Origin of the sequence: Afipia massiliensis (assembly GCF_001006325.2) — a bacterium.
Lineage (GTDB): Bacteria > Pseudomonadota > Alphaproteobacteria > Rhizobiales > Xanthobacteraceae > Afipia > Afipia massiliensis_A.
Genome location: NZ_LBIA02000001.1, coordinates 4,089,743 through 4,114,565, shown reverse-complemented (window position 1 = coordinate 4,114,565; position 24,823 = coordinate 4,089,743). Strand labels below are relative to the sequence as shown.

Here is a 24,823-nt window from a genome sequence, read left to right as displayed (position 1 = left end):
TCCTGGGATGGTTGCGCCGCTCGCGTTCCGGGCTTGACTGACTCATAGCTCGCTGGCTATACGTTAATCCATAGCCACAGAGTTATTGATCAAGAATGCCAAACGCTCACGATATGCTGTTCAGAACGCTCGCCGATCCGACCCGGCGGGCGATCTTCGAGCGCTTGTGCCGCGGCGGAGAGCAGACTGTCGGGGCGCTAACAGCTCAAGCCGGGATCTCGCAACCGGCCGTTTCCAAGCATCTCGGCGTTCTGAAGCAGGCCGGGCTGGTGCTCGACCGCCATGAAGGACGCCAGACCCATTACAGCGCGCAACTCGGTGCGCTGGCCCCGCTGATCGACTGGACGAGCCAGATGGCCGGATTCTGGGAGAACCGGTTCGACGATCTCGAAAACCTACTCAAGAGGATGGACCAATGAGCAGCACTGAAACGCTCTCTGTCGTTGTCGAACGTGAAATGTCTTTTCCGCCGGAGAAGCTCTGGCGCGCGCTCACGCAACCACACCTGATCGAGGAGTGGCTCATGAAGAACGATTTCAAGCCCGTCGTGGGCCACAGCTTCAATCTGAAGGGCGACTGGGGTGGCGTGCTTGATTGCGAGGTGCTCGCCGTCGAGCCGAACAGGACGCTGTCCTACACCTGGAATTTTGCGCACGACGATGCGGCGTTCAATCTGACCAGCGTGGTGACCTTTACGCTCACCCCGACGCGCACGGGGACGCACCTGCGCATGGAGCAGTCGGGCTTCCGGCCGGACCAGAAGCAGGCCTTCGGCGGCGCCAAGCACGGCTGGCAGCAGTTCTTCACGAAGCTGGATGAAATGCTGGCGCGGGCGGACTGACGTTTGCCGCGCTGCGCTTTGGCTCGTCTTCAGAGAGGAGGTTACATTGAACTGGAATATGTGGGTTCGGCAGATTCACCGCTGGCTGTCGATGATCTTTACCTTGACCGTGATCGCCAACTTCGTTGCCATGGCAATGGGAGAACCTCCCGCATGGGTGGTCTATTCTCCACTGCCGCCGCTGTTCCTGCTGCTGTTTAGCGGCCTGTACATGTTCATGCTGCCGTATGTTGTCGGTGCGCGGCGGGTCGGCGAATAGTGACGGGCATGATCCAGTGATGCCATCGGAAAAGATCGACGCACTGATCGCGAAACTTACGGACTGGCGCGGCAAAACGCTCGCCAGCATCCGCAAGGCCATCCTCGATGCCGACATGGAGATTATCGAGGAATGGAAGTGGATGGGAAGCCCGGTGTGGGAGCGCGACGGCATCATCGCGGTCGGCAACGCCCACAAGGAGAAGGTGAAGCTGACCTTTGCCCACGGCGCGAGCCTCCCGGACCCTGACAAGCTGTTCAACGCGGGTTTAGAGGGCAAGGTGTGGCGCGCGATCGATGTTTTCGAAGGCGACAAGGTCGATCAGCGTGCTCTGAAAAATCTTGTTCGGGCCGCGATTGAGTTTAATCAGTCTAGGAAGAAGGTACCGGCGAAGAAAGCGCCTGCGGGCGTGCGAGCGAAAGTAAGCCAAAGCAAGAGGACATGAAGCGATAGCTTTCGTGCAAGATTTCTCGTTCGTCATGGCCGGGCTTGACCCGGCCATCCACGTCTTTGGCCATCAGTAAAGGAAGACGTGGATCACCGGGTCAAGCCCGGTGATGACGATCTCGCGATTTGAGTTATCGCCCACAATGTTCCTCTATGTCGTCCCCGCGAAAGCGGGGACCCATACTCCCTGAGTTCTCGATTTAAGTGAGATGCTGGGGCAATCACCGTCATCAAGTCGTTCGGTGGTTATAGGTCCCCGCTTCCGCGGGGACGACATCGGATGTGTAATTGCATCGAACCACATCGCGACTTTCCAAAACAAAAAAGGCGTCCCTTTCGGTACGCCTTTGATGTTTGTGAGAAGCTGTGAAAGCTCGCAGCTTACAGCGAGTAGTACATTTCGAATTCGACCGGATGCGGGGTCATCTCAAAACGCTCGACCTCGGTCATCTTCAGCTCGATGAAGCTGTCGATGAAGTCGTCGTCGAACACGCCGCCGGCCTTCAGGAACCCGCGATCCTTGTCGAGGCTTTCGAGTGCCTCGCGCAAGCTACCGCACACCGTCGGAATGGTCTTCAGTTCTTCCTTCGGCAGATCGTACAGATCCTTGTCCATCGCCGGGCCCGGATCGATCTTGTTCTTGATGCCGTCGAGGCCGGCCATCAGCATCGCCGCGAAGGCGAGGTAGGGGTTGGCCATCGGATCGGGGAAACGCACTTCGACGCGCTTCGCCTTCGGGTTGGTGGTGTAGGGGATGCGGCAGGAGGCCGAACGGTTGCGCGCCGAGTAGGCGAGCAGCACCGGCGCTTCATAGCCCGGGACCAGACGCTTGTACGAGTTGGTCGACGGGTTGGTGAAGGCGTTGATGGCCTTGGCGTGCTTGATGATGCCGCCGATGTAGTGGAGGCAGGTCTCGGAGAGGTCGGCGTACTTGTTGCCGGCGAAGGTCGGCTTGCCGTCCTTCCAGATCGACTGATGCACGTGCATGCCCGAGCCGTTGTCGCCATAGACCGGCTTCGGCATGAAGGTGGCGGTCTTGCCGTAGATGTGCGCGACCTGATGGATGCAATACTTGTAGACCTGCATCTGGTCGGCCATGTGGGTCAGGGTGTCGAACTTCATGCCGAGCTCGTGCTGGGCGGAAGCGACCTCGTGGTGATGCTTCTCGACCTTGACGCCCATCTTGGCCATCGAGCCGAGCATTTCCGAGCGCATGTCCTGCACCGAGTCCTGCGGCGGAACGGGGAAGTAGCCGGCCTTGTTGCGGATGCGGTGGCCGAGGTTGCCGCCTTCATACTCGGTGTCCGAGTTGGTCGGCAGTTCGGAGGAGTCCAGCTTGAAGCCGGTGTTGTACGGCGTGGTCTGGAAACGCACGTCGTCGAACACGAAGAACTCTGCTTCCGGGCCGACGAACACGGTGTCGCCGACGCCCATCGCCTTGACCTGGGCTTCGGCCTTCTTGGCGATGCCACGCGGGTCGCGGTTGTAGGGTTCGCCGGTCGACGGCTCGAGAATGTCGCAGACGATGACCATGGTGGTCTCGGCGAAGAACGGATCGATCGTCGCCGTGGTCGGGTCGGGCATCAGCGTCATGTCGGATTCATTGATCGCCTTCCAGCCGGCAATCGATGAGCCGTCGAACATCGTGCCTTCGGCGAAGATTTCCTCGTCGATCATCGAGATGTCGAACGTGACGTGCTGCCACTTGCCGCGCGGATCGGTGAAACGCAGGTCGACGTACTTGACGTCGTTGTCCTTGATCGACTTGAGGACGTCTTTGGCGGTCTTCATGAATACCCCTTATGTCTGCTTGGTCGTTTGTCGTGTTGTGGATTGGATGCACCGAGAACAAGGTGCAGCGAGAATTACAGTGAGAAGCCTCGGGCGGCAGGAGGCTGCCGCCGGCGAGGCGAGGTGGGTCAGGCTGAAATCAGGTCAGATGGCGTCGAGCCCGGACTCTCCCGTTCTGATGCGGATGGCTTCTTCGATGTTGGATACGAAAATCTTTCCGTCGCCGATGCGGCCAGTTTGCGCGGCACGCCTTATCGCGTCTATGGCTTTCTCGACAAGATCGTCGCCGACCACAATCTCGATTTTGACCTTCGGAAGGAAATCCACGATGTATTCCGCGCCGCGATAAAGTTCGGCGTGACCCTTCTGCCGGCCGAAGCCCTTGGCCTCGGTGACCGTGATGCCCTGAATTCCGACTTCCTGAAGGGCTTCTTTCACCTCGTCGAGCTTGAAGGGCTTGATGATGGCCTCGATCTTTTTCACTTAGCGTCTCCCCGGCACTTCCAACTGGCCTGTCTGTACTTCCATATCGCGCGATGCACGCGCTCGTCACGTCGGTTCGTCCGTTAGCATCATCGTCGCGGGCAGGCGAACAACCCGGAAATGACGGCTGCGCCCGCCAGCGTTTGCAGGTGGGTGAGACAATCCGAAAGCCACCCCCTAAAAGCAGGGTCTGTGCCAGTTTATTAAGACATTGGATTGCGCAAGAACATCATACAGTTAGTGGTGGCTTTGCCTCTTTGTGTGGCTTCTGCCGCCAGAGTGGAAGGCTATGAATTAGGCAAATGCACAAAAAATAGCCTGACACTTTCCGGCTCTCCCCACCAGAGTGCCTGAGGATAAGGCGAAGCGAACAGGCGGGCGGCGAATGGAAATCCTGACGGTCTCGGAAATGACAAGCGCCGATCAGGCTGCGATCGCGGGCGGCACCAGCGGCTTCTCATTGATGCGCCGCGCCGGGCAGGCGGTGGCGCAGGCCGCCGAAGCGATGGCGGAGCGCGGACGGATCCTGGTGGTGGCCGGTCGCGGCAACAATGGCGGCGACGGTTTCATCGCCGCCGCCGAACTCGCCGCAAAAGGGCGGGACGTCTCCGTCATCCTGCTGTGCGACCGCGCGACCCTGAAGGGGGATGCGGCGCTCGCAGCCGCTGAGTGGAAAGGCCCGGTGCTGTCCTGCGATCCGGCGGCGCTCGGCCAGCCCAACCTCATTATCGACGCTCTGTTCGGCGCGGGTCTCAATCGCCCGGTGAAGGGCGATCCTTGCGCGATGATCGAGGCGATGAATGCGAGCGGCGTTCCGATTCTCAGCGTCGATCTGCCGAGCGGCGTCAACGGCGACACGGGAGAGGTGATGGGCATTGCCGTGGAGGCATCCGCCACGGTCACGTTCTTCCGGCGCAAGCCGGGGCACCTGCTGCTGCCGGGCCGTGCGTATTGCGGCGAGACCGATGTCGCCGACATCGGCATTGAGCCCGACGTGCTCGATGCGATCGCGCCGAAGACATTCGAGAATGTCCCTGACCTGTGGGCTGATATTTTCCCGTCGCCGCAGGCCGACGGCCACAAATATGCACGCGGGCATGCGGTGGTTGTCTCGGGAGATATGGTCTCGACGGGGGCGGCGCGGTTGGCCGCGCGAGCGGCGCTGCGTGCAGGTGCGGGCCTCGTCACGGTGGCCTCAAAGCGCGATGCGCTCGCGGTCAATGCGGCCGCGCTGACGGCGGTGATGGTTCGCGAGACGGAAACGCCGCAGCAGTTCGCTGAACTGTTGGCGGACCGGCGGCTCAACGCCTGCGTGATCGGACCCGCGGCGGGGATCGGCGAGCGCACGCGCGACATGGTCCGTGCCGCATTGTCCGCGCGGTGCGGCGTTGTGCTCGATGCCGATGCGCTGACGAGCTTCGCGGACGATCCGGAGAGGCTGTTTGAGACAATCAAAAATCAGGACGATCCACAGGTTATCCTCACTCCGCACGACGGAGAATTTGGACGCCTGTTCAGTCAGTTGGGTTCTGGTTATCCACATGCGTCGAAGCTTGAACGTGCGCGGCTAGCTGCGGTTCAATCCGGTGCTGTGATTCTGCTGAAAGGTGCCGACACGGTGATCGCCGCGCCGGATGGCCGTGCGGCGATCACGGCCAATGCGCCGCCATGGCTGGCGACGGCGGGATCGGGCGATGTGCTAGCGGGGATCATCGGCGGCATGCTGGCGCAGGGTGTGCCGGCGCTCGAGGCGGCCTGCATCGCGGCGTGGATGCATGGCGAAGCAGGACATGAATTCGGTCCGGGCCTGATCGCGGAAGATCTTCCGGAAGTGCTGCCTGCGGTGCTGCGCAATCTCTACGATGAACTCGGGATTGCGTATTGAACTCTCTGTCCGCTCGTCCCCGCGTAAGCGGGGACCCAGTTCTTCATGCACTGGATTCCCGCTTTTCGCGGGAATGAGCGGAGGAAAGTTTCTGTTTTATTCCACCGCGTAGCAGCGCACGAGCTTCGGCGCGGCCCAGTTCATCGCGGTCGCTTCTATCAGCCAACGGCCTGCGTGGTCAGCAAGGAACGCGATGCGCTGGGTCTGGCCCTTGTCGAATATCAGCGTGTCGAGCCAGAACGGCTTCCAGCCGTCGTCGAGCCGGTCGAGCAGGCGGAAATGATGGCCGTGCAGGCGGAAGACGACCGGCGCGGCGGTTGGATTTGTGATCGCCATCACCACGGTGCGTCCGCGTTTGACGCGATACGCGGGCGCGGTCGCCGCATCGAACTTGAGCGGCGCGATCCACTGCGCGTTCGGATCGAGCGGCAGATCGGTGCGGAGTGCGCCCTTCAGGTCGAGACGCGCGGGCAGGTTGCCCGAGGGCAGCGCTTCAGCCTGCGGCAGCGGCGCGGCGCGAACCGGCGTGTCGTTCAACATGGTGAGTTGCGCGATGGTTCGTGGACCGGTGCCGTCGTGCAGGATGATCGGTGAGACGGTTCCCGGCGCGCGCGTGGCGTCGATCAGAACATCGACACGCGATCCGGGCGCCAGCACCAACTGGCCGTCGCGCGCGGGGAAGGGTTCGGACGGCTGGCTGTCGATCGCCATGACGCGCACGTCATGGTTCTCGATCCGCAGGCCGAGGGGCGAGCGTGCGCAGCCGTTGATGAAGCGCAGGCGCAGCCGTTCGTTGACCTTGGCGGTCAGGTCGAAACGCGGTTGTCCGTTGACGGTGTAGACCGCAGTGGTGCCGTCCGGGCTGCGGCCCGGCGCGATGGCGCTGCCGTCGGCTTTCACGCGCCATTCCTCGATCAGCAGCACCTCGTCGCGGTCGGCTTGAACCGGTGGGCTGTCCTCCACAATGAGTGCGCGGGCGGACACGGGCCGGTCGGCAGCGTCGCCAAGGAGTTGTGCATTGACCAGAATCGCTCCGGCCTGGCGCAGAGGCAGGGTGAAGGAGGCGCGGCCGCCCGGTGGGATCGGCGCAAGTCCGGTCAGCGGGGCAGCAGCCTGCGCACCGTCAATTCCGAGCCAATTCAGGACGATGGGGGCCGGGAGTTCATTTGATAGCGTAACCGCGAGGTCGCCCTTGCCGAACCGGAAGGGACCGGTGGCGGCAACTCCATTTGCGGGCTCAAGCGCCCAGACCGGGCTTTGGGGCAGGCCCGCGCCGAGGGCCGCCGTCGCGGGCCGCGCCCGCAGTTGCAGAGCCGGGCCGGGTTGAGCCAATGCTTTTCCCTGAGCAAAGGCAGGCAGCCGAAGCCCGGATGCGAGGGCAGTACCGCCGAGCCCTGCCAGCAGAGCGCGTCTGGAGGGCAAAAAGACCCGATTTGTCATGGTAGTTTTCATGGCTGATGCGGACCATGTTCCCGCCCCGATGTCCAGCGGGCGCTTGGCCGCTGGTAGGAGGTGTAACCGTCCGCTAAGACCGCGTTGCGAAAGTCATTTTTTGGCTCGCGAACCGGTTGCCTCATGTTATAAGCCCGCCGCTCGCGGCTGTGCCGTTGAATGCAAGCGCCGTGCGGGCGTGGCGGAATTGGTAGACGCAGCAGGTTTAGGTTCTGCCGTCGAAAGATGTGGGGGTTCGAGTCCCTCCGCCCGCACCACATCATCCCTCTCTATTTTTGCTCATCGACCCCGCAGGGCGGCTGCAAACAGCCGTGCTGCGCCGTGCGCGTTGCGGAAGTCCGTCAGCGACCTTGACCGAAAAATGAGTCACCGCGCGCGTTGAGCCGGATACCGTTCGCGCCTAAGCTCGCGACATCACGTGCAATGGGAATCCGCGACCGCTTCACCTGCCAAGGGAGAACGTCCATGCGTGCATTGCCGATAGCAACTATTTTTGCATGCGTTTCCTTATTTGGATCCGCCGCGCCCGCTGTTGCTCAGGACGACTCCGAACAGAGATTGGGCAAAGTTCATTTTGCCACTTCGTGCAACGAGACGGCGCAACGGCGGTTCGATCGCGCGATGCGCTACCAGCACTCGTTCTGGTACGCGGCGTCGAAGGAAATCTACGACGAAACGCTCAAAGCCGATCCAGAATGCGCCATCGCCTATTGGGGTATTGCGCTGTCTCTCCTGAACAATCCGCACCTCGCCGTGCCCGCGCCAAATCTGCCGCTCGGTCTCGCGGCAATTGAAAAGGCGAAGGCTATGGGCGCGAAGACACAGCGCGAGCGCGATTACATCGACGCGCTGGCGGTGATGTATGTCGATTACGACAAGATCCCGCATCAGGCGCGCGTGCAGTCTTACGTGAAGGCGATGGAAGCGCTGGCGACGCGTTATCCCGACGACGACGAGGCGCAGATCTTCTACGCCATCGCGCTGAATGTCGGCGCTCCCGCCACCGACAAGACCTACGCCAACCAGCTCAAGGGCGCGGCCATTCTGCAACCCATTTTCGAACGCGCGCCGCAGCATCCCGGCGTCGCTCATTATCTGATCCACCTCTACGATTATCCGCCCATCGCCGAGAAAGGTCTGCCTGCGGCGCTGCGCTACGCGAAGATTGCGCCGAACGCGCCGCATGCGCAGCATATGCCGTCGCACATTTTCACGCGTGTCGGATACTGGCGGGATTCGATCGGGGCGAACGCGGCTTCGGTCGACGCTGCGAAAACCAGCAAGGAAGCCGGCGATCAGATGCACGGCGAGGATTATCTGGTCTACGCCTACCTGCAACTCGGTCAGGACAAGGAGGCGCGTGACATCGTTGAGAACGTCAAAGCGATGAAATTCGGCCCAGATGCATTCGCTGCCGCGTTCGCGCGCGCGGCGTCGCCGGCGCGGTATGTTGTGGAGCGCGGTGACTGGGCGGCAGCCGCCAATCTCGACGTGGAGCAGAGCAAGTTTCCGCACGCGGTGGCGGTGACGCATTTTGCGCGGGCGCTCGGCGCGGCGCATTCGGGCAATCCGGCCGCGGCGAAGGCGGATGCCGCAAAGCTTGCCGAACTGCGCGACGCACTGCGGAACGCGAAGAATGATTACTGGGCCGCTCAGGTCGATGTGCAGGAGCAGGTGGCGTCCGCCTGGATACTGTACGCCGAAGGCAAGCACGACGAGGCACTGAAGGCGATGACAGTCGCCGTTGCTGCGGAGGATAAAACCGAAAAGTCGCCGGTTACGCCGGGGCCGCTGGCGCCGGCGCGCGAACTGTATGGTTTCATGCTGCTCGATCGCGGCATGGCCAAGGAGGCGCTCGCGGCGTTCGAGATAACGATGGCCAAGGAGCCTAACCGCTTCAACGGCTATGCCGGAGCCGCAAAGGCCGCGGAGGTGGTAGGTGACAAGGCGAAAGCGAAAGAGGCTTATGGAAAATTGCTGGCGCAGGCGGTCGACGCGAATTCCGACAGGCCGGCGCTGGCGGACGCGAGGAAATTTGTTGCGGGCAACTAGAGGCGAGCAACTAGACGATGACACGAACTGTCACCATCGCCGCGATAGCGGGCCTTGCGCTCGGCGGTCTGGCCGGGGCGTACACGTCTGATGCCTGGCCGCTGTTGAACCGGAGCGGAGCGCAGGCCCCGAAAAGCCAGCCGGCGTGGGCCGAAGTGCAATGGCCGTTTCCGACGGACGAGTGGGGGAAGGGAAAAGCGTTCCGCTGCGCGGCGGCCAACTGTGGCGTCGAAGTCAACCTCTACATCCGCGCCAAGATCGGTTTCTGCAATTGCACGACCGGCGTATCGGATGACGACGAGCTTGCGCGTCTGAGTGATTTCAATCTGATGGGCGAGAAGCCGTCAGCAACCGGCCCGGGTCAGCCGATCAGCGTCCGCTGGATGAAGGGCCGCAGCCGGGGCTACACGCTCGCGGCGCCGGGATGGACGCGCAGGTCCTCGCTCGCGGTGGCGTTCAACGATCGCTGCGATGCCATCGTTGCGACGGCCATTGTCGGGAACGATCGTCCCGCTGCGGTCGAACCTGGCGTGATCGAATTCCTCAACAGCGACACCATCGCCAAGTGGGCGGAGGTGGCGATCGGCTTGTGAGGCAGACAGGCTGACAACAGGCGGGAACGATGATCCGGAACCGCCGGTCCTGCCGCCGGAGACTGCATCTTGCGCCGGATGCACGTTGCCATATGTCAGCTTGAACCAACGCTTGGATCATGCGATGAGCATCGGAATCCGTGTATTCCAGCTTGCCGGAAGACTGGATACAGACTGCGATACAAATTGGGATGGATTGACCGCTTTTCCGTCAAGAAACCCAACAATATCAAAGGATTGTGGTGCGGCAACGGGCTCTCCGCCCGCACCCGGCGCATTCGCGCAGTAATTCTGGAGGAAGGTGTTCCGTTGGGGCACGCGTCCGCCGCGCCACCGATGCATGCCGCTCGGCCTCGTTGCCGACTGGTGCTGCGTCCAACACATTGACAACGACCCGGCGCCGCCGGGTCAAGCTGGAAGAAGATCGACGCCATGCAGGTCACAGAAACCCTCGCCGAGGGATTGAAGCACGAGTTCAAGGTCAGCGTTCCCGCGTCGGATATCGATGCCAAGGTGGATGCCCGTCTTGTCGACATGAAGGACAAGGTGAAGCTGAACGGTTTTCGTCCCGGCAAGGTTCCTGTCGCCCATCTCAAGAAGGTCTATGGCCGCTCGGTTGCCGCCGAGACCGTCGAGCAGTTGATTCGTGACACCAACGCCGGGATATTCACCGAGCGCGGTTTCCGTCTCGCCACCGAGCCCAAGGTCACGATGCCGACCGAGGAAAAGGAAATCGAAGATATTCTGGCCGGCAAGTCCGACCTGAACTACTCGGTCGCCATCGAAGTCGTTCCGGCGATAGAACTGGCTGACTTCAAGAGCTTCAATGTCGAAAAGCCGGTGGCTGAAGTCACCGACGCCGACGTCGAAGAAGCGCTGAAGCGCATTGCGGACCAGAGCCGCCCCTATGCCGCGAAGGCAGAAGGCGCGAAGGCTGAGAAGGGCGACCGCGTCACCGTGGCCTTCAAGGGCTCCATCGACGGCGCGCTGTTCGACGGCGGCACCGGCGAAGGCATTCAGGTGGTGATCGGTTCGGGCACGTTCATTCCGGGCTTCGAAGACCAGTTGATCGGCATCGCCGCGGGCGAGACCCGCAACGTCAAGGCCTCGTTCCCGAAGAACTACACTGCGGAACATCTGGCCGGTAAGGACGCCGAGTTCGAGACCACCGCGAGCCTGATCGAGGCGCCGCAGGAGTCGAAGGTCGATGACGAGTTCGCCAAGAACCTCGGCATGGAATCGCTCGACAAGCTGAAGGAAGCCATGCGCGAGCGTTTGGTGGCTGAATTCGCCGGTGCGTCGCGCCAGCGCGTCAAGCGCGTGCTGCTCGACAAGCTCGACGAGACGCATCGCTTCGATCCGCCGCCGTCGCTGGTGGAGGAAGAGTTCAAGCTGATGTGGAATTCGATCCAGGCCGAGATGGAGTCGACCGGCAAGAGCTTTGCCGACGAAGACACCACCGAGGAAAAGGCCAAGGACGAATACCAGAAGATCGCGGATCGCCGCGTTCGCCTCGGCCTCGTGCTCTCCGAGATCGGCGAGAAGAACAAGATCACCGTCACGGACGACGAAGTCAGCCGCGCGTTGATCGATCGCGCACGTCAGTCGCCGGGCCGCGAAAAGGAAGTCTGGGATTTCTATCGCAGCAATCCGAACGCGCTGGCCCAGCTTCGCGCGCCGATCTACGAGGACAAGGTCGTCGACTTCATTCTCGAACTCGCCAACGTGACCGAGAAGAAGGTCACGCGCGACGATCTGCTCAAGGAAGAAGAAGACAAGACCGCCGCCTGAATGTGAGTCCCGGTCCCTGTTGCGGGGATTGGGTTCGCATTAACGATACCGGCGAAATGAGCGGCGCGGCGAGCCCGCGCTGCTTTGCGGGCCCTGCCGAATCGGCTTCAACTGGTGCACCGTCGGCATTTGCCGATGCTGGTTTTTCGCTCTTGTGGCCGGGCCACCGGTCCATATCTGTAGTGCCCAACCTTTCTGCATCACGAGGCATTACGCCCTGCCTCCGCCAACCTTCAGGTGATAAATGCGCGATCCCGTTGAAACCTACATGAACCTCGTGCCGATGGTGGTCGAGCAGACCAACCGCGGCGAGAGGGCGTACGATATTTTCTCGCGCCTCCTGAAAGAGCGCATCATTTTCGTGACCGGTCCGGTCGAGGACGGCATGTCGGTGCTGGTCGTCGCGCAGCTCCTGTTTTTGGAAGCCGAGAATCCGAAGAAGGAAATCTCGATGTACATCAACTCGCCGGGTGGCGTGGTGACATCGGGTCTGGCGATCTACGACACCATGCAGTTCATCCGTCCGCCGGTCTCGACCCTGTGCACAGGCCAGGCGGCGTCGATGGGTTCGCTGCTGCTCGCAGCCGGCGAGAAGGACATGCGCTTCTCGCTCCCGAACTCGCGGATCATGGTCCATCAGCCGTCGGGCGGTTTCCAGGGCCAGGCGACCGACATCATGCTGCACGCTCAGGAAATCCTGAACCTGAAGAAGCGGCTGAACGAAATCTACGTCAAGCACACCGGCCAGACCTTCAAGGCGATCGAGGATGCGCTGGAGCGCGACAAGTTCCTGACCGCCGAGATGGCCCGCGACTTCGGCATCGTCGACAAGGTGATCGAAAAGCGCGCAGAGGAAGCGACGCCGAAGCTGCCGTAACGCGAAACTCGCGGCCTGGTTGTGAATTGAAAAACGGACGCCCCTCGGGCGTCCGTTTTTGCATGAACGCCTCACCCATTTGGGGTATGGCGCATGCTTTTTTGGTGCCGCACCCGCGCTGTGCTTGACCGGCTCCCGTTCTTGGCAGCTAATTATTCCAATTGATCCGGGATTGTTGGGCCCGTCTTATTTTCGATGTTTATTTTAGGCGGCATCCAATTGCGCTCCGGACCGCATTCCCGGTGAGAACGTCAACGTCCGGAGCAAGCCATGATGACAGCTGCAAAGAGCGGCGTGGCCGCGATCCTCTTTTCGCTCTGCTCACTCACAGCCATTGTTCCAGCCTCCGCACAGCTCGAGCAGGCCCGCGAGCGCTGCCGCGCTTCCATCGGCAAGCCGACCTACATGGCCTGCAGGCAGAGTGGCGGACAGCACGACGGGTGCATGGCGCGGGCGAAGGCTGCCGCGACGCCCTGTGTGCGCAATGCGATGATGGCCGCGCGGCCGAAGGCTGCGCTGTTCGATGCCTCGAAGGTGTCGGCGCCGAGCAAGGAAGACATTGCGGCGGGCGCAGCGGCTTTGGCGAAGGGCAATGCGGTTCTGGTCGCACCTCCGCGCACGGTTTCGGACATCACGGCCATTCTCGATCAACAGAAGCCTGACCCGGCCAAGATCGCCGAACTCACGGCGACGGCCGATGCGCCGGTGCCCGCCGGCTTGAAAGGGAACGAGCTTGCGGCGTTCCACTACAAGCGAGGACAGGCCCGGACGCTCGTCGGTCGCAGCAGCGATGCGCTGGCCGACGCGGAACTGGCGGTCACACACGGCAAGGGCGCCGACTACAAGACCGTTGGGAGCCGCTACGAGGAGTTCCTGATCCGCCGCCTGCGCGACAAGGGCGAGAACAAGCGCGCCATGGCCATGTACACCAAGCAGGTTGCCACGTTCTCCGCCTTGCCCAAGGGCAAGGGGCGCCTGTTCGGACTCCATAATGCCCTGACGATCCTCGCGCTCCAGTCCGGCGACGTGAACGCAGCGGAATCCTACGTCGCACGGAATCGCAATCTGATGAACGAGGCGCGGCGGTGGCCGGTATTTCCGATCTACGGGATGGTCTGGCAGGCCATTCTGGAGGACGGCACGGCGCGGGTCGCCGAGGCCAGAGGCCGATATGCCGACGCGGAGGCCGCGTATCGCAAGTCCGCCGTGTTCTACACGAACGCGCTCGCGACCTCATCGCAATGGGAGAGCAAGCCCGCCGAAGGTGAGATGGAGCGGTTCATCGATTGGGGCATGGCCTTTGAAGGCCGCACCAAGGTCAAGCAGGGGCGTGTCGGCGAGGGCGAGGCGGAGGTGCGGCGCGCGCTTCTCAGCCGCCTCAGCAAGTCCGGAAAATTCCACGCGGATACCGCGGGAATTCTCTCGGTGTTCGTCTACGTTGTTCAGGAGCAGGGCCGCTACGCGGAAGCGGAGCAGCTTCAGCGTGAAGTCGTCGATATCTACAAGGGGCTCGGTTACGCCGACGACTCCGGCCAACTGGTCAACGCCAATGTCTTCCTCGCCCAGATTCTGAACCTGCAACGCAAGTACGAGGAGGCGACGAAGCTCTACGATCAGGTCGACGTCTGGACCGCGAAGTGGGAGCCGTCCCGCCGCGAAGCCGTCAGCGGCGGTCTTGCCCGTGTCTCCATCATGCTCACACAGGGCAACTACGACAACGCGCTTGAAATCGCGCAACGGTCGTACGAGCGCGAAAAGGCACGCTCCGGCGACAAGAGCCTCAATACGGCAGTCGCGCGCGGCTATTACGCCGTGACGCTGGCGCGCAAGGGCAAGACGGCCGAGGCGCTGCAGGCGTTCAGGGACTCGATCCCGGTGCTGCAGACGGCATCCGGCGGGAGCGATGACGACAGCGGATCGACGGCCGCGGCGCGCGAAGGTCGCGTTCGTTTCGTGGTCGAGGGTTATCTCCGCACGCTGGCGCTCAACCCGGCGGCCGCGCCTGCGAACGCCGCAGAGGAAACCTTCGGCTATGCGGACTTGCTGCGCGGGCAATCCGTGCAGCGCGCGTTGCAGGCGTCGTCCGCCCGTGCGTCCACCAGCAATCCGGAACTCGCCAAGTTGATGCGTGCGTCGCAGGACAGCGAAAAGCGGATCGGCGCGGCGGTTGCCACGCTGAACAACCTGCTGACGCTTCCGCCTGCCGAACGCGAGGAGAAGGCGGTCAAGGTAACGCAGGCGGAAATCGCCGCGTTGCAGGCGGCGCGTGCGCAGACGCTGACCGATATTGCGAAGAAGTTCCCCGACTACGGCAATCTGGTGAACCCGCCGCCGCCGAACGCGGGTGATCTGCAAAAGCAGCTCACGGACGACGAGGCGCTGCTGTCGTTCTATTTCGGCCGCTTCGACAGTTTCGTCTGGGTGGTGCGGAAGGGTGCCCCGGTCCAGTTCGCGCGGATCAAGATGACGCTCGGCGACCTGAACACGACCGTGACCAAGCTACGCGAGGCGCTGGAGCCGAAGGCGGCGATGATCTCGGATATTCCTCCGTTCGACGTGAAGCTGGCGTCGCAGCTCTACGACGATTTGCTCAGGCCGCTGGAAAGCAGCTGGAAGCCGGCGAAAAGCCTGATCGTCGTGACCAACGGCGCGCTCGGTCTGTTGCCGCTGTCGCTGCTGCCGACCGCAACGGCGGAGGTCAAGACGGACGACGATCCGCTGTTTGCAAGTTACCGCAACGTGCCGTGGCTGGCGCGAACCCATGCCGTCACGCTGGTGCCGTCGGCATCCGCGCTGCAGACCCTGCGCAAGCTGCCGGCGGGCAAGACGACGCGGCAGGATCTGATTGCATTCGGCGATCCTTACTTCAGCAAGGAGCAGGCTGACGATGCGGCGAAGACCGACAAGCTGATTCAGGTCGCCGACGCATCGATTGCTACGCGCGGCGTGCCGCTGAAGCGGCGCAACAGTCCGCAGCTTGAGGGCGTCGACAGCGCGCAACTCGGCCAGTTGCCGCGCCTGCCGGACACGTCCGAGGAACTGACGTCGATCGCGCTGGCGCTGCAGGCGGACCCGACCAAGGTTCTCAACCTCGGCAAGGACGCAAACGAGAAGAAGGTGAAGTCGATGGACCTTTCGGGGTTCAAGATCGTCGCCTTCGCGACCCATGGACTGGTCCCCGGCGAACTGGACGGACTGACGCAACCGGCGCTGGCGCTGTCCGCGCCCGCGTTGTCGGATTCCGACGGCGACGGGTTGCTGACGATGGAAGAAATCCTGTCGCTAAAGCTCGACGCCGACTGGGTGGTGCTGTCCGCCTGTAACACGGCTGCGGGAGCCGGGGCGGGCGCGGAAGCCGCCTCGGGTCTTGGGCGTGCGTTCTTCTACGCAGGCACCCGCGCGCTGCTGGTGACGAACTGGTCGGTGCATTCGCAGTCGGCGCGTGAACTGGTGACCGACCTGTTCAAGCGGCAGGCGACCGATCCAAAACTGACGCGCGGAGAGGCGCTGCGGCAGGCGATGATGGCGCTCGCGGATGGACCGGGCTACCTCGGCTCCGATGGCAAGACCGAATTCGCCTACGCCCATCCGCTGTTCTGGGCGCCGTATTCGATCATCGGCGACGGCGGCGGGCGTTAAGGAAGAGCGGCGGCACATCTTCCGGATGGCTCTGCCGTGCGGTAGAATGGTTTATTGCGGGGAGGAGATTTGCGAATGCGACGGTCGTTATTGCAGGTTGCGGTTCTGGCAACTGGCTTTGCTCTGACAGTTGCCACGCCGGTCAACGCCGGAACGGTCCTTATTTCGGCCGACGAGGCCAACCTGCCGCCGCCGAAAGGCGCGGTCGCGGTTGCCACCCGCGGCATCACGCGCGGCCCCAAGGTTGCGCATGTCCCGGCCGCGAGTCCGTCGAAATCGCCGATGCGCCTGCACTTGAAGTTCGAATCTTTCGGCGGGGCCAAGATCGATACGGACTCGTTGAAAGTGACGTACATGAAAAGCCCGTCGGTCGATCTGACACCGCGGCTCAAGCCGTTCGTGAAGCCGGACGGGATCGACATGCCCGATGCGGAACTGCCGGCCGGCGATCACGTCATTCGTGTCGACGTGAAGGATTCCGAAGGCCGCAGCGCGAGCACCAGCTTCACCCTCAAAGTCGCGCCCTGAGCGCATGCCGGCCGACTGTCCCTTTTGCGCACAGCCCAATGTCCTGCACGCACTCGTGTGCAGTTCCTGTTCGCGCGACATCGCCATTCCGGAATCGCTGATTGCCGAACGGGATGACCTTGTCCGCAAGCGTGCCATGGCCGGCGAGGAACTGGAGCAGGCGAAAGCGGAGCTTGCAGGGCTCCCGCGCCGCCGGCGCATCTCACTGCGGCGGAGTTGATATGTCCGGGTTCGGCACTTTCGAGTTCTGTAGTCTCACGTCTCGCGCTTCGGCCGCCTGATGGAGTGTCCGTTTTGCGCCGAGAAGGTGAAAGACGAGGCGCTGGTGTGCAAGCACTGCTCGCGTGACCTGCGCGTGGTGCGCCCGGTGCTCCTCGAAATCGAGGACATCGTCGAAGACATCGAAAAGATCCGGCGTGAGTTCGACAGCGTCAGCGCGCGGCTTTACCGGCGGCGGCATCCGGTCAGATACCTCCTCATTCACAGCATCGGCTACATCCTGATTCCGGCGATCCTGCTGGTCGCGGCGCATATTATCGTCACCATCGTGCTGAACGTGTCGCCGCTGTATTTGCGTATCGCCTCGGTGCTGATTCCGCTGCCGTTCGGGTTTGCGATCTTCGCGGTCCAGAAGGTCGGCTATCGCGGCGCGGCCCTCGTCGGGATCATCACGGCGCTGTTGAGCGTGTTCTGCATGCTGACCGTCACCGGCCTGAACGACCACGTTCCGATCTTGCCGGCATCCTGGATCGAGTGGCGCGAAGTGCTGGAGTATTCGGCGAGCATCGCGCTCGCGTTCCTGACCGGAAACATCCTCGGCCTCCTGATGTTGCAGCTTCTGGCCAGTTCGCTGTCGCAGGGCGACAAGCCAAACGCCGCGGCCTATCGCGCGGCGCGGCTGCTTGGGCCGTATGTCGGAGAGGACCAGCTTCGCCGCCGCGCCAGGATTATTCAGGACCTGATGAGGACCGCAGGGCCCCTAATTGGCATCTTGTCCACAGCCGCAGGTTCGATATATGCGGGCCTCAAGGGAATCCTGGGCGCCTAGCGGAGTTCCAACGGTCCAAGACGCGTGTTATTCCCGCAACGCTGCACTGAATTCGACAACCTAAACGCCTGAAAACGCGCAAAATTGCGCCAAGATCACAGTGTTGGGTACTTCGGTGATTAGCGAATTCTTGATAGTCGGGTGGCACCATGGTTGGCTAGGTATCGAGGATCGGGATTCGATTGAGCCGTGATTCGTGCGGCAAATGGAGTGGTGGGTCTTTTTTGGTACGGTTTTTGCTCTATCTACACATTATTCCGGTGTGTGCCGGGATGGGGCAAACCCCTGAGACAAGATCGAGCGGCGGACGGAGATTGGAATGAGCAAGGTCGGTACGAGCGATTCAAAGAACACTCTCTATTGCTCGTTCTGCGGGAAGAGCCAGCACGAAGTCCGCAAACTCATTGCGGGCCCGACCGTATTCATCTGCGATGAATGCGTCGAACTGTGCATGGATATTATCCGCGAGGAGAACAAGTCGTCGCTGGTGAAGTCGCGCGACGGCATTCCCACGCCGAAGGAGATTTGCAAGGTTCTGGACGACTATGTGATCGGTCAGCAGCACGCCAAGAAGGTGCTCTCGGTTGCAGTCCACAACCACTACAAGCGCCTCAACCATCAGACCAAGCACAACGACGTTGAGCTTGCGAAGTCGAACATCCTGCTGATCGGTCCGACCGGTTCGGGCAAGACGCTGCTCGCGCAGACGCTCGCCCGCATTCTGGACGTGCCGTTCACGATGGCCGACGCGACGACGCTGACCGAAGCCGGTTACGTCGGTGAGGACGTCGAGAACATCATCCTGAAGTTGCTGCAGGCGGCCGACTACAACGTCGAGCGTGCGCAGCGCGGCATTGTCTACATCGACGAAATCGACAAGATTTCGCGCAAGTCCGACAACCCGTCCATCACCCGCGACGTGTCGGGCGAGGGCGTGCAGCAGGCGCTGCTGAAGATCATGGAAGGCACCGTGGCTAGCGTTCCTCCGCAGGGCGGCCGCAAGCATCCGCAGCAGGAGTTCCTGCAGGTGGACACGACCAACATCCTCTTCATCTGCGGTGGCGCGTTCTCGGGCCTCGAGAAAATCATCTCTGCGCGTGGCCGTTCAACCTCGATCGGCTTTGCCGCGCAGGTGATGGCACCGGAAGACCGCCGCACCGGCGAAATCTTCCGCGAGGTCGAGCCTGAGGATTTGCTGAAGTACGGCCTGATCCCGGAATTCGTCGGCCGTCTGCCGGTTGTGGCGACGCTCGAGGATCTGGATGAGGTTTCGCTGAAGAAGATTCTGACCGATCCGAAGAACGCGCTGGTGAAGCAGTACCAGCGGCTGTTCGAGATGGAAAACATCGAGCTGACCTTCGCCGACGAGGCGCTTGGCGCGGTGGCCCGCAAGGCCATCGAGCGCAAGACCGGCGCGCGCGGGTTGCGGTCGATCCTCGAAAGCATCCTGCTCGAGACCATGTTCGATCTTCCGGGCCTGGAAGGGGTCGAGGAAGTCGTGATCTCGCGCGAAGTGGTCGAGGCGACGGCGCGTCCGCTGTACATTTACGCGGACCGTTCCGACCGCGCCGCGGAGACCAGCGCCAGCGCGTAAGAGGGCTTGCGGAACCATCAAGGTTATCAACAGATCAGGCTGCCGAGAGCGCTCTCGGCAGCCGTTTCTTTGTCTTCTACGACGTTAGAATAAGCCAGTGTGGCGGTTCGCAAGTCCGCATCATTTGCGGCGCTTTCTTTTGCGGACTTGCGAACCAAAGCCACACTGGAATCCATAATTGCCAGTGTCCTCGTGAATCCGAAGTTCGCTACGGAAAGTGCTGCAAAATGAAGCGAACTTCGGATTCAGGACACTGGATTGGCAGGGGTTTTCGCTCTCTTGACACCCCCATGCACCATAGCCACCTAATGATGTGCTGCGGAGCAAAGCCTCGCGAGATTCGCAGCAAATCGACCCGGGCAGGGAGAGGTCGCGTCGCGGCCACTGGCTCAAAAGAGCTCTTTCTTTATCCGGCACACAAGGCACCTTGTGGCGGTCGCGTCAGAACGGCGGACTGCGTGCAAGGGGGCGCAACAAAAGGAATATGGGCATGACAACTGCCTCAAAGCCTCGTCCAGTCATCGTTCACGGCGAAAGCCACTCCTATCCGGTGCTGCCGCTTCGCGACATCGTCGTCTTCCCGCACATGATCGTGCCGCTGTTCGTCGGCCGCGAGAAATCGATCAAGGCGCTCGAAGAGGTGATGAAGAACGATGCGCTGATCTTCCTCGCGACGCAGAAGAACGCGTCCGATGACGATCCGGCTCCCGATTCAATTTACGAGATCGGCACGCTCGCCAGTGTGCTGCAGCTCCTGAAGCTTCCCGACGGCACCGTGAAGGTGCTGGTGGAGGGGCTCGAGCGCGCCAAGGCTGGCAAGTATTCCGACCGCAGCGACTTCTACGAAGCCGAAGCCGTGGCGCTTGCCGACGTCGACGCCAAGAGCGTCGAGGCGGAAGCATTGTCGCGTTCGGTCGTGTCCGACTTCGAAAGCTATGTGAAGCTGAACAAGAAGATTTCCGCCGAGGTGGTGGGTGTCGTTCAGCAGATCACGGATTTCGCGAAGCTCGCGGACACCGTGGCGTCGCATCTCGCCGTCAAGATCTCCGACCGCCAGACCATCCTGGAAACGTTGTCCGTCTCCCAGCGCCTTGAGAAGGTGATGGGCCTGATGGAGAGCGAAATCTCGGTGCTGCAGGTCGAGAAGAAGATCCGCTCGCGCGTCAAGCGCCAGATGGAGAAGACCCAGCGCGAGTACTACCTCAACGAGCAGATGAAGGCGATCCAGAAGGAACTCGGCGACGACGAAGGTCGCGACGAGCTGGCCGATCTGGAAGAGAAGATCGCCAAGACCAAGCTCTCGAAGGAAGCTCGCGAGAAGGCGACGCACGAGTTGAAGAAGCTGCGGCAGATGTCTCCGATGTCCGCCGAGGCGACGGTCGTGCGCAACTATCTCGATTGGCTGTTGTCGATTCCATGGGGCAAGAAGTCCAAGGTCAAGAAGGACCTGGTTGCCGCGCAGGAAGTGCTCGACTCGGATCACTACGGGCTTGAGAAGGTCAAGGACCGCATCGTCGAGTATCTCGCCGTGCAGTCGCGCGCTAACAAGCTGACCGGACCGATCCTGTGCCTCGTCGGCCCTCCGGGCGTCGGCAAGACCTCGCTTGGCAAGTCGATAGCGAAGGCGACCGGACGTGAGTTTGTGCGCGTGTCGCTGGGCGGCGTGCGGGACGAAGCGGAAATCCGCGGACACCGCCGAACCTACATCGGCTCGATGCCTGGCAAGATCATCCAGTCGATGCGGAAGGCGAAGACCTCGAACCCGCTGTTCCTGCTGGACGAGATCGACAAGATGGGCGCCGATTTCCGCGGCGATCCGTCGTCGGCCCTGCTTGAGGTTCTCGACCCCGAGCAGAACGGCACGTTCAACGATCACTACCTCGAGGTGGATTACGACCTCTCCAACGTGATGTTCATCACGACCGCGAATACGCTCAATATTCCCGGACCGCTGATGGACCGCATGGAGATCATCCGCATCGCCGGCTACACCGAGAACGAGAAGGCTGAGATCGCCCGCAAGCATCTCATCCCGAACGCGATCAGCAAGCACGGCCTGAACTCGAAGGAATGGTCGATCGACGACGACGCGCTGTTGATGATGATCCGCCGCTACACCCGCGAAGCGGGCGTGCGTAATCTTGAGCGTGAGCTCTCCACACTGGCCCGCAAGGCGGTGAAGGAGCTGATGATCTCGAAGAAGAAGTCGGTGAAGGTCACGGAAGCGACGCTCGAAGAGTTCCTGGGCGTGCCGAAGTATCGTTACGGCGAGATCGAGAGCGACGACCAGGTTGGCGTCGTGACGGGCCTCGCGTGGACCGATGTCGGCGGCGAGCTGCTCACCATCGAAAGCGTCATGATGCCCGGCAAGGGCCGCATGACGGTGACGGGCAACCTGCGCGACGTGATGAAGGAGTCGATCTCGGCTGCCGCGTCCTATGTCCGCTCGCGTGCGATCAACTACGGCATCGAGCCGCCGTTGTTCGAGCGCCGTGACATCCACGTGCACGTGCCGGAGGGGGCGACCCCGAAGGACGGCCCGTCGGCCGGCGTCGCGATGACGACGGCCATCGTCTCGGTGCTGACCGGCATCCCGATCCGGCATGATGTCGCCATGACCGGCGAGATCACGCTGCGGGGACGGGTGCTGCCGATCGGCGGTCTGAAGGAAAAGCTGCTTGCGGCCGGACGTGGCGGCATCAAGACGGTCTTCATTCCGGAAGACAACGCCAAGGACCTCACGGAGATTTCCGACGCCATCAAGGGCGGCATGGAGATCATCCCGGTCGCTCGGATGGACGAGGTGCTGGCGAAGGCGCTGGTGCGGGTCCCGACCCCGATCGTCTGGGAAGAGGATGTCAAAGCGTTGGCAAAGCCCGACGCGGACGAGGCTGCGGGCGGCCTGACCGCGCACTGAGCGAAACGGTAAAAATGAATGGAAACGGCGTTCTTCGGGGCGCCGTTTTCTTTTTGGGAGAGCGGCAGCGGTAAGCGCTGCTCCGCTCGTGCCGCGATCCGTCGCCTTGACGGCGCGCTCTTGCGGTCGCCGGCGCGGCGAATTGATGCTGTTGATATTCAGGGGAATGGTAGGCGGTGACGGATTCGAACCGCCGACCCTCTCGGTGTAAACGAGATGCTCTAACCAGCTGAGCTAACCGCCCGTCAGCGCTGTATTTGCCCTGTCGTCCGCGCCGGCGCAAGTCATTCGGGCGTGCATTTCGTCACGTCACCGCCATTTTGACAATCTAGATGATTTTGTCCGGCCAGCCTTAGCCGCCCAATTTTGACTGCTCCTCAGCGTGAGTTGGTTCGATGAAGTATTTCATGTGCCGCTTTGTGCCGCCGGGGCCGGATTTCCTCAAGACCATGACGCCTGACGACAGGCTGCTGATGAAGTCGCACGGCGAGTTCCTGCAGGCGCTGCTGGAGAGGGGCGGCGTTGTCGCGCACGGGCCGGTGGCCGATCCGGCGGGCGGCTGGGGCATGTCGCTGTTCGAGATGGCGGACACTGAGAGCGCCGACGACGTCCGCGCCATCGTCGCTGAAGACCCGATGATCAAAGCCAATGTCGGCGCGCGCTACGACGTGCTGCCGATGCTCCAGTTGCGGATGCGGAACTGACTGCGGAGTCGCTCCGCCGAGCGGTCAGGCATGGAGAGACGTTCTAACGCCTGGTGAGCGTGAATTGCGATTGCGTCAGGCGACACGGCTTTCCGCCAGCACAATCGGCGAGGGCGAGCAGCTTCGCGCCGCGAACGAGGTGCTCCTTGGTGTCCTCAGAGCGGTGCGGCGTCAGCACCGTCATCGCGGTGCGCAGCGAGTCCTTTATGTCCTCGTTCGCCTTGGCGTCTTGCTTGTCGCTGAGAATTGCAACGTCGATGATGTCGTGGTTGCGCGCGTCGATATCGATGAACACCAGTCCGATCGGCAGCGGCTGTAGCGCGACATTGCTGAACGTGCAGGTCGATGCGTTCTGGCACATCGAGAGCAGGCGGCGTCCCTGTGGCCGCCACAGACATTCCGGCTTTGCATTAGCGCGCACGAGGCACACCGCGATATCGGGCGCCGCGTTGATATTGAGCTTTGAATTGCCGAGCCGCGGCACGCCGTCCCACGGGCTGCCGTTGTTCTTCGTGGCATCTGCCGTCACGGTGATGTCGAAACGCTGTTCCTGTGCGTGTGCGTTCAACGGCACGAGCAGCGCAAGCGCCAGCAACGCGCTGAGACGGTTCAAAGTCCGGATCATGCCTTTTCCTCCCAGATCGCGGCGAGGTGCACGATCGTCCGTACCGCGGCTTCCATGTCCTGAACGCTGACCCATTCGAGGCGCGAGTGGAACGCATGTTCGCCGGCGAAGATGTTGGGGCAGGGCAGCCCCATGAATGACAGGCGCGACCCATCGGTGCCGCCGCGGATGCTGCTGAGGACCGGCTGCAGGCCGGCACGATCGATCGCTTCCAGAGCGTACTCGACCACCTCGGGATACCGGTCGAGCACCTCTTTCATGTTGCGGTACTGCTGCTTGACCTCGAACGTATAGGTCGAGCGCGGAAAATCCTTCATGACGCCGCGCACGATGTCCTCGAGCAGCGCTTCCTTGTCCTTCAGACCCTGCTCGGTGAAGTCGCGCACGATCAGCGACAGGCTCGCGCTGTCGAGGCCGCCTTCGAGTCCGACCGGATGCAGAAAGCCTTCGCGGCCTTCGGTGGTTTCCGGCGCGAGGTCTTTCGGCAAACGGTCGACAATGCGGGACGCGATCTTGAGCGCATGTTCCATCCTTCCCTTGGCAAAGCCTGGATGAATGCTGACGCCCTTAATGGTGATGGTCACGCCGTCTGCCGAGAACGTCTCGTCTTCGAGGTGGCCGGCGCTTTCGCCGTCGATGGTGTAGCCGAAAGCAGCGCCGAGCTTTTTCAGGTCGACCTTGTCGGCGCCGCGGCCGATCTCCTCATCCGGCGTGAACAGGATCTTGATGGCGCCGTGCCTGATCTGCGGATTGGCGATCAGGATCTGCGCCGCATCCATGATCTCGGCCACGCCGGCCTTGTTGTCAGCGCCGAGCAGGGTGGTGCCGTCGGTGGTGACGATGTCGCTGCCGATCTGGTCCGCGAGTGCAGGGTTGTCGGTGACGCGAATGACCTGGCTGGGATCCGCGGGCAGCACGATGTCGCCGCCGCGATAGTTCTTCACGATCTGCGGCTTGACGTCCTTGCCGGTGCAGTCCGGCGAGGTGTCCATGTGCGAGCAGAAGCAGATCACCGGAACGGTCTTGTCGGTATTCGACGGGATCGTGGCGTAGACGTAGCCGTGCTCGTCGAGATGTGCGTCTTTGAGCCCGAGATCGCGCAGTTCCTGCGCGAGCAGGCGGCCAAGGTCTTTCTGCTTTTCAGTGGAGGGGCAGGTGGGGGACGACGCGTCCGACTGGGTATCTATTCGCACGTAGCGCAGGAATCGGTCGAGGACGGTGTGGGAGAAGTTCGGAGGCTGCATGTCGTATCCCGTTATCTTCGCGACGCTTGCGGCAATGTAGAAGCACCCGTTCG

At 62.1% G+C, this 24,823-nt stretch carries 20 protein-coding genes and 2 tRNA genes; 16 read left to right on the top strand and 6 right to left on the bottom strand.

Going from position 1 to position 24,823, the window contains the following annotated elements:
- Positions 1-95: 95 nt before the first annotated feature.
- The 4 genes from YH63_RS19770 to YH63_RS19755 are packed head-to-tail and all read left to right on the top strand — an operon-like array spanning position 96 to position 1,545.
- Positions 96-419, top strand: a complete 324-nt coding sequence (locus YH63_RS19770) for an ArsR/SmtB family transcription factor (RefSeq protein WP_046830000.1) — start codon at positions 96-98, stop codon at positions 417-419.
- Positions 416-841: an SRPBCC family protein gene (locus YH63_RS19765; protein ID WP_046829999.1), complete on the top strand. Its 426-nt coding sequence runs from the start codon at positions 416-418 to the stop codon at positions 839-841. Before YH63_RS19770 ends, YH63_RS19765 begins: the two co-directional genes overlap by 4 nt.
- Positions 842-887: 46 nt before the next feature.
- Positions 888-1,100 (top strand): hypothetical protein, encoded by a 213-nt coding sequence (locus tag YH63_RS19760; RefSeq protein ID WP_046829998.1) that lies wholly within the window; start codon positions 888-890, stop codon positions 1,098-1,100.
- A complete protein-coding gene (locus YH63_RS19755; protein WP_433995104.1) occupies positions 1,069-1,545 on the top strand; it encodes a DUF1801 domain-containing protein in 477 nt (158 codons plus the stop codon). The genes YH63_RS19760 and YH63_RS19755 overlap by 32 nt, the downstream gene beginning before the upstream one ends.
- Positions 1,546-1,928: 383 nt before the next feature.
- Here the strand turns inward: YH63_RS19755 and glnA are convergent, their stop codons facing one another.
- Positions 1,929-3,338, bottom strand: coding sequence for a type I glutamate--ammonia ligase (gene glnA, locus YH63_RS19750; protein ID WP_046829996.1), 1,410 nt, complete (start codon positions 3,336-3,338; stop codon positions 1,929-1,931).
- 144 nt (positions 3,339-3,482) lie between these two features.
- Positions 3,483-3,821, bottom strand: a complete 339-nt coding sequence (locus tag YH63_RS19745; RefSeq protein ID WP_046829995.1) for a P-II family nitrogen regulator — start codon at positions 3,819-3,821, stop codon at positions 3,483-3,485.
- 385 nt (positions 3,822-4,206) lie between these two features.
- Here YH63_RS19745 and YH63_RS19740 point away from each other — a divergent pair, with 385 nt between their 5' ends.
- Positions 4,207-5,706 carry a bifunctional ADP-dependent NAD(P)H-hydrate dehydratase/NAD(P)H-hydrate epimerase gene (locus YH63_RS19740; RefSeq protein WP_046829994.1) on the top strand — a complete coding sequence of 500 codons (1,500 nt, stop codon included), beginning with the start codon at positions 4,207-4,209 and terminating at the stop codon, positions 5,704-5,706.
- A gap of 96 nt (positions 5,707-5,802) precedes the next feature.
- On the opposite strand, the gene YH63_RS19735 is transcribed toward YH63_RS19740, so the two are convergent.
- On the bottom strand, positions 5,803-7,146 hold the full coding sequence (locus tag YH63_RS19735; RefSeq protein ID WP_046830317.1) for a multicopper oxidase family protein: 1,344 nt from the start codon (positions 7,144-7,146) through the stop codon (positions 5,803-5,805).
- A gap of 184 nt (positions 7,147-7,330) precedes the next feature.
- Here YH63_RS19735 and YH63_RS19730 point away from each other — a divergent pair.
- The 10 genes from YH63_RS19730 to lon all read left to right on the top strand — a co-directional run bounded on the left by YH63_RS19730 (position 7,331) and on the right by lon (position 22,197).
- A tRNA-Leu gene (locus tag YH63_RS19730) sits at positions 7,331-7,415 on the top strand.
- A gap of 208 nt (positions 7,416-7,623) precedes the next feature.
- Entirely contained in the window at positions 7,624-9,210 is a 1,587-nt protein-coding gene (locus YH63_RS19725; protein WP_046829993.1) for a hypothetical protein, read from the top strand.
- Between the two features lie 17 nt (positions 9,211-9,227).
- Positions 9,228-9,803 (top strand): hypothetical protein, encoded by a 576-nt coding sequence (locus tag YH63_RS19720; protein WP_052753920.1) that lies wholly within the window; start codon positions 9,228-9,230, stop codon positions 9,801-9,803.
- A gap of 432 nt (positions 9,804-10,235) precedes the next feature.
- Positions 10,236-11,594, top strand: a complete 1,359-nt coding sequence (gene tig, locus YH63_RS19715; protein WP_046829992.1) for a trigger factor — start codon at positions 10,236-10,238, stop codon at positions 11,592-11,594.
- A gap of 244 nt (positions 11,595-11,838) precedes the next feature.
- On the top strand, positions 11,839-12,471 hold the full coding sequence (locus YH63_RS19710) for an ATP-dependent Clp protease proteolytic subunit (RefSeq protein ID WP_046829991.1): 633 nt from the start codon (positions 11,839-11,841) through the stop codon (positions 12,469-12,471).
- Positions 12,472-12,741: 270 nt separating this feature from the next.
- Positions 12,742-16,110 (top strand): CHAT domain-containing protein, encoded by a 3,369-nt coding sequence (locus YH63_RS19705; RefSeq protein WP_046829990.1) that lies wholly within the window; start codon positions 12,742-12,744, stop codon positions 16,108-16,110.
- A 75-nt stretch (positions 16,111-16,185) separates the two neighbouring features.
- A complete protein-coding gene (locus tag YH63_RS19700; RefSeq protein ID WP_046829989.1) occupies positions 16,186-16,638 on the top strand; it encodes a hypothetical protein in 453 nt (150 codons plus the stop codon).
- Between the two features lie 280 nt (positions 16,639-16,918).
- Complete coding sequence (locus tag YH63_RS19690) at positions 16,919-17,686, top strand: hypothetical protein (RefSeq protein WP_046829987.1); 768 nt, start codon at positions 16,919-16,921, stop codon at positions 17,684-17,686.
- A 319-nt stretch (positions 17,687-18,005) separates the two neighbouring features.
- Positions 18,006-19,280, top strand: a complete 1,275-nt coding sequence (clpX, locus tag YH63_RS19685; protein WP_046829986.1) for an ATP-dependent Clp protease ATP-binding subunit ClpX — start codon at positions 18,006-18,008, stop codon at positions 19,278-19,280.
- A gap of 490 nt (positions 19,281-19,770) precedes the next feature.
- Entirely contained in the window at positions 19,771-22,197 is a 2,427-nt protein-coding gene (gene lon, locus YH63_RS19680) for an endopeptidase La (protein ID WP_046830315.1), read from the top strand.
- A gap of 167 nt (positions 22,198-22,364) precedes the next feature.
- On the opposite strand, the gene YH63_RS19675 is transcribed toward lon, so the two are convergent.
- Positions 22,365-22,441: transfer RNA gene (locus YH63_RS19675), tRNA-Val, on the bottom strand.
- A gap of 151 nt (positions 22,442-22,592) precedes the next feature.
- Here YH63_RS19675 and YH63_RS19670 point away from each other — a divergent pair.
- Positions 22,593-22,901: a YciI family protein gene (locus tag YH63_RS19670; RefSeq protein WP_046829985.1), complete on the top strand. Its 309-nt coding sequence runs from the start codon at positions 22,593-22,595 to the stop codon at positions 22,899-22,901.
- 43 nt (positions 22,902-22,944) lie between these two features.
- On the opposite strand, the gene YH63_RS19665 is transcribed toward YH63_RS19670, so the two are convergent.
- Together YH63_RS19665 and pepT are read right to left on the bottom strand one after the other, a co-directional pair.
- A complete protein-coding gene (locus tag YH63_RS19665) occupies positions 22,945-23,526 on the bottom strand; it encodes a hypothetical protein (RefSeq protein WP_046829984.1) in 582 nt (193 codons plus the stop codon).
- Positions 23,523-24,770, bottom strand: coding sequence for a peptidase T (gene pepT, locus YH63_RS19660; RefSeq protein WP_046830314.1), 1,248 nt, complete (start codon positions 24,768-24,770; stop codon positions 23,523-23,525). The genes YH63_RS19665 and pepT overlap by 4 nt, the downstream gene beginning before the upstream one ends.
- Positions 24,771-24,823: the final 53 nt, after the last annotated feature.

Bases quoted from the DNA above. Each gene is read 5' to 3' on its own strand.
- YH63_RS19735 (WP_046830317.1), bottom strand. From the start codon at position 7,146: ATGACAAATCGGGTCTTTTTGCCCTCCAGACGCGCTCTGCTGGCAGGG.
- YH63_RS19690 (WP_046829987.1), top strand. From the start codon at position 16,919: ATGGAGTGTCCGTTTTGCGCCGAGAAGGTGAAAGACGAGGCGCTGGTG.
- pepT (WP_046830314.1), bottom strand. From the start codon at position 24,770: ATGCAGCCTCCGAACTTCTCCCACACCGTCCTCGACCGATTCCTGCGC.
- YH63_RS19765 (WP_046829999.1), top strand. From the start codon at position 416: ATGAGCAGCACTGAAACGCTCTCTGTCGTTGTCGAACGTGAAATGTCT.
- YH63_RS19705 (WP_046829990.1), top strand. From the start codon at position 12,742: ATGATGACAGCTGCAAAGAGCGGCGTGGCCGCGATCCTCTTTTCGCTC.
- lon (WP_046830315.1), top strand. From the start codon at position 19,771: ATGACAACTGCCTCAAAGCCTCGTCCAGTCATCGTTCACGGCGAAAGC.
- YH63_RS19720 (WP_052753920.1), top strand. From the start codon at position 9,228: ATGACACGAACTGTCACCATCGCCGCGATAGCGGGCCTTGCGCTCGGC.
- YH63_RS19670 (WP_046829985.1), top strand. From the start codon at position 22,593: ATGAAGTATTTCATGTGCCGCTTTGTGCCGCCGGGGCCGGATTTCCTC.
- YH63_RS19770 (WP_046830000.1), top strand. From the start codon at position 96: ATGCCAAACGCTCACGATATGCTGTTCAGAACGCTCGCCGATCCGACC.
- YH63_RS19665 (WP_046829984.1), bottom strand. From the start codon at position 23,526: ATGATCCGGACTTTGAACCGTCTCAGCGCGTTGCTGGCGCTTGCGCTG.
- YH63_RS19740 (WP_046829994.1), top strand. From the start codon at position 4,207: ATGGAAATCCTGACGGTCTCGGAAATGACAAGCGCCGATCAGGCTGCG.
- YH63_RS19700 (WP_046829989.1), top strand. From the start codon at position 16,186: ATGCGACGGTCGTTATTGCAGGTTGCGGTTCTGGCAACTGGCTTTGCT.
- tig (WP_046829992.1), top strand. From the start codon at position 10,236: ATGCAGGTCACAGAAACCCTCGCCGAGGGATTGAAGCACGAGTTCAAG.
- clpX (WP_046829986.1), top strand. From the start codon at position 18,006: ATGAGCAAGGTCGGTACGAGCGATTCAAAGAACACTCTCTATTGCTCG.
- glnA (WP_046829996.1), bottom strand. From the start codon at position 3,338: ATGAAGACCGCCAAAGACGTCCTCAAGTCGATCAAGGACAACGACGTC.
- YH63_RS19710 (WP_046829991.1), top strand. From the start codon at position 11,839: ATGCGCGATCCCGTTGAAACCTACATGAACCTCGTGCCGATGGTGGTC.
- YH63_RS19755 (WP_433995104.1), top strand. From the start codon at position 1,069: ATGTTGTCGGTGCGCGGCGGGTCGGCGAATAGTGACGGGCATGATCCA.
- YH63_RS19725 (WP_046829993.1), top strand. From the start codon at position 7,624: ATGCGTGCATTGCCGATAGCAACTATTTTTGCATGCGTTTCCTTATTT.